The sequence below is a fragment of the Streptomyces sp. NPDC088194 genome, assembly GCF_040702025.1.
Taxonomy (GTDB): Bacteria; Actinomycetota; Actinomycetes; order Streptomycetales; family Streptomycetaceae; genus Actinacidiphila.
The window spans coordinates 25,336-32,073 of sequence record NZ_JBFBIV010000093.1 but is presented as its reverse complement, the minus strand read 5'-3'; the positions used below and the strand labels follow the sequence as shown (position 1 = coordinate 32,073).

Here is a 6,738-nt window from a genome sequence, read left to right as displayed (position 1 = left end):
AGGTCTCATCGAGCGCGTGGCCGTTGACGCTGACCCGGCCCTGGGCGTCGCAGCAGGTGACGCGGTCGCCGCCGACACCGATCACGCGTTTGACGGCAACCGGGCAACCAAGCCCCCGGTCACCCGCTCACGCCATGGTCAGCGCGTCCTGCCATGCGGTGCGGTCGGCCACGGCGGTACGCCACCGGCGCAGCGTGCGCGGCGGGATGCCGATCCCCAGCACCCCCGTCACCCTCTCACCGGAGCGGTAGGCGACGAGGAAACGGCCGTCCGCGGGGTCGCCCTCCACCACCTGCGCCTGGTCGCTGCCGCGCAGCATGCCGTACGCCTGGATCTTGACGTCGTACTGGTCGGACCAGAAGTACGGGATCGGGGCGAAGGGCCGGCCGTCCTGCGGGTGCAGGAGGTTGCGGGCGGCGGCCATGCCCTGCTCGGCCGCGTTGGTACGGTGCTCCACCCGCATCGGAGTGCCGAAGAGCGGGTTGAGCCATCGCGCGACGTCCCCGGCGGCGTACACACCGGGTGCGGCGGCGCTGTACTCGTCGCATTCGACTCCGTCGGCCACGCCCAGTCCGCTGCCGCGCAGCCATTCGGTGTTGGGGAGCGAGCCGATCGCGGTGACCACGTCGTCGGCCGGGAGGACGGTTCCGTCCGCCAGCCGCACTCCGGTCACCCGGCCCTCCTCCGCGGTGATCCCCGCGACCGCCGTCGCGGTCCGCAGGTCCACGCCCCGGTCGCGGTGCACCTGCGCCAGGTGGGCGCCGACCTGGTGCCCGAGCGCGTCGGCGAGGAGCACGGCGGACGGCTCGACGAGCGTGACGGCGGCGCCCAGGGCGCGGGCGGCGGCGGACACCTCGGTGCCGAGGAACCCGCCGCCCACCACGACCAGGCGCCGCCCGGCGGCCAGCCGGTCCCGCAGGACCACGGCGTCCTCCAGGTCACGCAGGACGTGGAGGCCGGCGGTGCCGGACGGGGCCAGGCGGCGCGGACGGACTCCGGTGCAGACGACCAGTCCGTCGTAGCCGAGTTCGGCGCCGTCCGCCAGGGTCAGCGTGCGGCCGGCCGCGGAGAGGGCCGCGGCCGGCACGCCGAGCCGCAGGTCCACGTCGAGGGCGTCCAGGTCGGCCGGCCCGCGCAGGGCGGTGCGCTCGACCGGCCACTGCCCGGTGAGGACCTGCTTGGACAGCGGCGGCCGGTCGTAGGGAAGGTGCTTCTCCGACCCGACGAGGGTCAGGGCGCCGTCGTACCCGTCGCGGCGCAGGGTCTCGGTCGCCGCCAGCCCGGCGGCCGAGGCCCCGACGACCACCACGCGGCGTGGGGGAGCGCTGGTCACTCACTCACCAGCCGGATCGCCGCGGCGGGGCAGAGCGCGGCCGCCTCCTTCACGTCCTCGTACCGGTCGGCTCCCGGCCGGTCCGTCAGCATCTCCACGATGCCCTCGTCGTCCTGGTCGAACACGTCGGGCGCCGCCAGCACGCACTGCCCGGACGCCACGCACTTGGGCTGTTCCACTTCGACACGCATGGGGTACCTCGCTTTCGGACGGACAACTGCTACCAGGTGACCGGGAGTTCGTAAACGCCGTAGACCAGTCCGTCGTGCTTGTAGTCCAGTCGGTCCGCGTCCACCGCCAACTCCAGCGTCGGGATGCGGGAGTAGAGGGTGCTGTAGACGACCTGGAGCTCGACCCGGGCCAGCGGCTGGCCGAGGCACTGGTGGACGCCGAAGCCGAAGGCGACGTGCTGCCTGGCGTCGCGGGTGACGTCGAGGCGGTCCGGGTCGGGGAAGACCCGCGGGTCGCGGTTGGCGGCCTCGCCGGCCAGGATGACGCCGTCGCCGGCGCGGATCACCTCGCCGTCGATCTCGATGTCCTCGAGGGCCACGCGGCGGCGCCCGGAGTGCGCGATGGAGAGGTAGCGCAGCAGTTCCTCCACCGCCGCGGCGACCACCTTGGGGTCGTCGGTGTCGCGCAGCAGGGCGAGTTGGTCCGGGTGCCGCAGGAGCGCGACCGTGCCGAGCGCGATCATGTTCGCCGTCGTCTCGTGTCCCGCGCTGAGCAGGAGGACGCCCATCTGCGCGGCCTCGTGCCGCGTCATCTGCCCGGCGTCCACGCGCTGCCCGGCGAGCGTGGACAGCAGGTCCTCGCCGGGCCGGGCCTGCTTGTCACCCAGGAGGTCGTCCAGGTAGTCGACGAGGGCGTTCTGCGCGGCGACGACCTCCTCGGGCGTCGAGGTGCGGCGGACGATGACCCTGGTGTTGCGCTGGAAGAAGTCGTGGTCGTCGTACGGCACTCCGAGCAGTTCGCAGATGACCAGGCTGGGCACCGGCGTCGCGAACGCCTCGACGAGGTCGACCGGCCGCGGGCCGTCGAGCAGGCGGTCGATCAGCCCGTCGACGATGGTCTGCACGGACGGCCGCAGCGCCTCGACGTTCTTGATGGCGAAGGGAGCGGTCACCATGCGCCGCAGCCGCGCGTGCTCCGGGTCGTCCATCGTGAGGAAGGTCCGCCGGATCTGGTCGCCGGCCCGGCCCGCCGCGTTGCGGTACGGGTAGCCGGGGTTCGCGGTGTCGGCGCTCAGCCGCGCGTCGCCGAGCAGGGCCCGCATGTGGTCGTACCGGGTGACGAGCCAGGGGCTGGTGCCGTCCCAGATACGCACCCGGGCGAGCGGCTTCTGCTCTTGCAGGGTCAGCAGTGCGGGCGGCGGGTCGAAGGGACACCCGGCCGCTCGGGGCATCGGGTAGTCGGGGTGTTCGAGGTGTTCGGACGGCGTGACCGTCGAGATCTCGGCCATACGTGCCTCCTCGGCAGGAGTGGCCACCCAACATCCCTAACGGCGTTAGGTGCCATGGGCAACGATATCGACACCGTGCGTCACATCAACACCACGGAGGGCGCCGTCGTCGCTATTCGGCCATCACGCGGTCGAGCAGGTCGTCCGCGCGGTGCGCGATGCTCTCCAGGTCCGCCTCGAAGGGCAGGGCCATCGTGATGGCCACGATCCCGTGCAGGGCGGACCACAGCAGCAGCGCGTCCTTGCGGTCCCGCTCCGCACCCGGCCGGGCGGTGCGGCAGGCGGCCACCGCGTCCTGCCACACCCCGTACAGCAGCCACACCGGGTGCTGCGGGGACTGCTCGCGCGGCGCCGTGACCCGCTCAAGACCGAACATCAGCCGGTAGCGCGTCGGGTTCTCCAGCGCGAACCCGCAGTACCGGTGGGCCATCGCGCGCAGCGCGGCCGGCGGCCCGGAGTGCTCCTGCCGGTCCCATGTCGCGTGCAGGTCGGCGACCAGCGTCTCGTACGCCTGCTGCGTCACGGCCGCCACCAGGTCGGAACGGTCCTTGAAGTGCAGGTAGATGCTGGGTGCGGAGATCCCGACCTCCCTGGCGACGGCGCGCAACGACACCGCGTCCTCGCGCCCGGCCGCCGCCAGCAGCCGCGCCGCCGCCGACAGGATCTCCGTCTTCAGCGCGGCCCCCTCACCCCACTGGCTCGGTGTGCGCCGCTTGAACGTCTCCGCCATCCCCGCTCCTTCCGCCGCCCTTCCCCGGAGCATTATCGAAGCTGACCGGAACCGGACCGTCCCCCGCGACGCACCCTTGCCAGGCGCGCGCCCGCGTGAACGCCTCGCCCCCCGAAGGCTGGGCTCCGGTCCGGCCCCTGATCCGGCCCTGGTCCGGGCCTGGTCCGGGCCTAGTCCGGGACGGGCACGGACGAGGGGCGGCGGAAGATCCGTTCGCGGGTGAACCAGCCGAGCGCGCCGCAGGCGACGAAGAGCAGCGAGCCGACCAGCATGCACCAGAAGCCGAAGTCGACGTGGACGGCGTACGCCATGTCCCGGCGGCCGGGGTCGGTACCGCCGATGGCGAAGACGGTGAGGTGGGTCGGCACGGCCGCGCGGCAGATCCCGAGCAGGACGAGGGCAGCCAGGCCGATCAGCCCGCCGGGGCCGGCGCCCTCACCCGGGTCACTGTCGTCCTGGGGAGCGGAGTCCGCCGAGGAGACGGGGGACGCGGGGGAAGCGGAGTCCGCCGAGGAAGCGGGGGACGCGGCCGAAGCCACCGGAGCCGTCCGATCCGCCGGGCGGGAGCCGCCGCGCCGCCAGTCGGACAGCGCCGGGACCCGCCACCAGCCGCGCAGCGCCCCGAACCAGCGCCCGCCCTCCAGCAGCATGAACACCGGCCCGAGCACCCCCAGCCAGTGGACCGAGAACGCGCCGTAGCCATGGCCACCGGTGCCCAGTGGCGCCCCGCTCGGCGGCACCGTGCTGAACCAGTGGGTGACCAGCCCGAGGAAGCCGGCCACCCCGCCCGCCACGAAACCCCAACTCCACCACGGCAGACGGCGGTTCACCGGGCATCCTCCTCGCGCTCGGCCACTGCGGAGACGGACGCGGGCGCCGCGGCCCTGGCCCCCGCGGGCCCCATCGCACCGGGCGCCGCCACTCCCGACGGCTCCTCCTCCGCCGGCAGCGTCCCCGCCGTCACCCCCCAGTGCGCGGGCACGACCTCGCGCGCCGCGGCCAGGAACGCCGCCGCGTGATCGGCCGCCGCCGGGCCCTCGAAGAAGAAGCTGACGAAGTCCGGTTCGCGCAACGTGGTGTCCGCCCCGCCGTTCGCCTCGGCCAGTTCCGGCAACGTACGGGCCAGCAGCGGCCGTTCCTCCGCGGCGACCCCCGCGCCGTGCCGTACGGCCACCGCATGGGTGCCGCGCAGGTCCATCGCGACGGCCGCGGTCAGCGCCCGGGCGCTGAACCGCGGGGTGCGGAACTCCCACGGCTTCATCGCCGGAGGAGGGAAGCCGTGCTCCTCCAACTCTTTGAGGACCAGGCGCCGTTGGTGGTCGCCCTTGCTCTCGCCGTCGTCGTCGAGGGTGGCCGGCGCCATCAGCACCGGTCCCCCGCAGTAGTCCTGGCGCTGCACCTGGGTCAGGAACCGGCCCAGTGGCGGTTCCTGCCCGCGCAGCACCAGCCGCAACTGGTACGTGGAAGGGGTGTTCGCGGTGCCCGACCCGCGCTCGGAGTAGACCAGGCCGGCGATGCCCGCCCAGGCGAAGCGCCTGCGGCGCACCACCCGCTGGATGGTGACGCCCTGGTCGTCGAAGACCAGCTTCACCAGGAACCGCATCTGGAGCCAGTGGAAGACCACCACCGACCCCAGCACCGCCAACGCCCACCAGCCGCGCACATCCGTGTGCGTGGAGAACGCCACCACCGCGTACACGACGACGAAGTACCCGAGGTCGACGCCGAGCGCCCTCGAATGCTCCTCAAGCAGCGGACTGAGCCGCACCGTAGTGGCCATGCGCCAGAACCTACGCGAACCCCGCGGGCCCGCGGGCCCGATCCGCGCGAGTCACCGGCCCCCGGCGACGATGCCGGCCGGCCCGCCTGCAACCCGAGTGACGGGGGCGAGAACAGGGCCGCCCGGGGCGCGAGTTGCTACCGGGCCCGGCCCGGGGCACCCACCGACGTCGGCAGGACCTGCTCCGGTGTGCGCAGCCCTCCCCCGCTCCGCCCGGTCGGCGTGCCACGGCCGCGGCCGCGCTGCTTGATGCGCCGGCACGGCTCCTCCACGAGGAAGTAGGAGGCCAGCGCCATGATGAAGGTGGCGAGCAGCGTGGAGGGGAAGAGCATGCGCTCGACACCCAGGTCGCTCAGCAGGTGCATCAGCGGGTAGTGCCACAGGTAGAGCCCGTAGCTGAGGTTGCGGCCGATCCAGGCGAGCGGGGCGAGCGAGAGCACCCTGTTCAGCGGCGAGCCCGGCAGGAGTTCCAGCGAGGTCAGCAGCACCACGGCGAGCAGCGCGGTGACGAGGAAGCCGATGGTGTACTCCGGCGCGATCCACGCGCTGTCGCCGGTGATCTGCAGCTGCCAGGCCATCAGGCCCAGCAGCGCGAACGCGGGCACCCACAGCCGCGCCGACCAGGTCCGCAACGTCTCCCGCCAGGGGTCGTCCGGGGCGAGCCGGGCGAGCACGATCGCCAGCACCGCACCGGCCAGCAGCTGGTCGGCGCGGGTGTCGGGCCCGTTGTAGATGCGGTGCGCGGCCTCGGCGTTCCACAGGTGGAAGCGCCACAGCACGGGCAGCAGCGTGAGCACGGCCGCGGCGATCAGCACCGTACGGGCCTTGAGCCGGCGCAGCAGCAGGAGCAGCACCGGCGGCCACAGCAGGTAGAACTGCTCCTCGACGCCGAGCGACCAGGTGTGCCCGAGGGGGGCGGTCACACCGGTGTAGGCGCCGGACTGGGCCGCGCGGACCAGGTTGACCAGCGAGAAGGCGGCCAGCAGGGCCGCCGAGACGCCGTGCCGGAAGGACTGCACCGGAGCGAAGCTCAGCAGCGCGGTCACGGCGCAGACCACCAGGAGCGCGGGCACCAGCCGCAGCCAGCGGCGGCGGTAGAACTGCCGCAGGCTGATGTCGCCGGTCCTGGCGAACTCCGCGATGAGCAACCGGGTGATCACGAAACCGCTGATGGTGTAGAAGACGTCCACACCGATGGAGCCACCGGGCAGCTTGTCCGGGTTGAAGTGGTAGACGATGACGAGCAGCACGGCCAGCGTGCGCAGCCCGTCGATGCCGTTGACCCGCTTGCCGGGGGTCCTGACCGCCGAGGGAAACGGCGCGGTCTCCGGTCCTCCTGTTGCCGCCTCTCGTTGGCCGCTGTCCTGGCGCGTGCTGGTGGGGGGTTGACTGCTCACGCAGGTACCGCTTCCCTGCTATCGCTGATTGATGGCAAA

At 73.0% G+C, this 6,738-nt stretch carries 7 protein-coding genes and 1 pseudogene; all 8 read right to left on the bottom strand.

All coding sequences use genetic code 11. The features are described 5' to 3' along the window. Positions 1–94, bottom strand: a pseudogene (locus AB0399_RS33645) (S26 family signal peptidase); the annotation flags it as partial. A 33-nt stretch (positions 95–127) separates the two neighbouring features. Further along, positions 128–1,333, bottom strand: a complete 1,206-nt coding sequence (locus AB0399_RS33640; RefSeq protein WP_366413871.1) for an FAD-dependent oxidoreductase — start codon at positions 1,331–1,333, stop codon at positions 128–130. Next, a complete protein-coding gene (locus AB0399_RS33635; RefSeq protein ID WP_328461917.1) occupies positions 1,330–1,524 on the bottom strand; it encodes a ferredoxin in 195 nt (64 codons plus the stop codon). Before AB0399_RS33635 ends, AB0399_RS33640 begins: the two co-directional genes overlap by 4 nt. A 29-nt stretch (positions 1,525–1,553) precedes the next feature. Further along, the gene (locus tag AB0399_RS33630; RefSeq protein ID WP_366413870.1) at positions 1,554–2,792 is read right to left on the bottom strand and encodes a cytochrome P450; all 1,239 of its coding nucleotides are present in this window, start codon (positions 2,790–2,792) and stop codon (positions 1,554–1,556) included. 112 nt (positions 2,793–2,904) lie between these two features. After that, a complete protein-coding gene (locus AB0399_RS33625; RefSeq protein ID WP_328461921.1) occupies positions 2,905–3,522 on the bottom strand; it encodes a TetR/AcrR family transcriptional regulator in 618 nt (205 codons plus the stop codon). Between the two features lie 170 nt (positions 3,523–3,692). Then, a complete protein-coding gene (locus AB0399_RS33620; RefSeq protein WP_366413869.1) occupies positions 3,693–4,352 on the bottom strand; it encodes a hypothetical protein in 660 nt (219 codons plus the stop codon). Beyond that, on the bottom strand, positions 4,349–5,302 hold the full coding sequence (locus AB0399_RS33615; protein ID WP_366413868.1) for a hypothetical protein: 954 nt from the start codon (positions 5,300–5,302) through the stop codon (positions 4,349–4,351). Before AB0399_RS33615 ends, AB0399_RS33620 begins: the two co-directional genes overlap by 4 nt. A gap of 137 nt (positions 5,303–5,439) precedes the next feature. Then, positions 5,440–6,699: an acyltransferase gene (locus AB0399_RS33610; protein WP_366413867.1), complete on the bottom strand. Its 1,260-nt coding sequence runs from the start codon at positions 6,697–6,699 to the stop codon at positions 5,440–5,442. Positions 6,700–6,738: the final 39 nt, after the last annotated feature.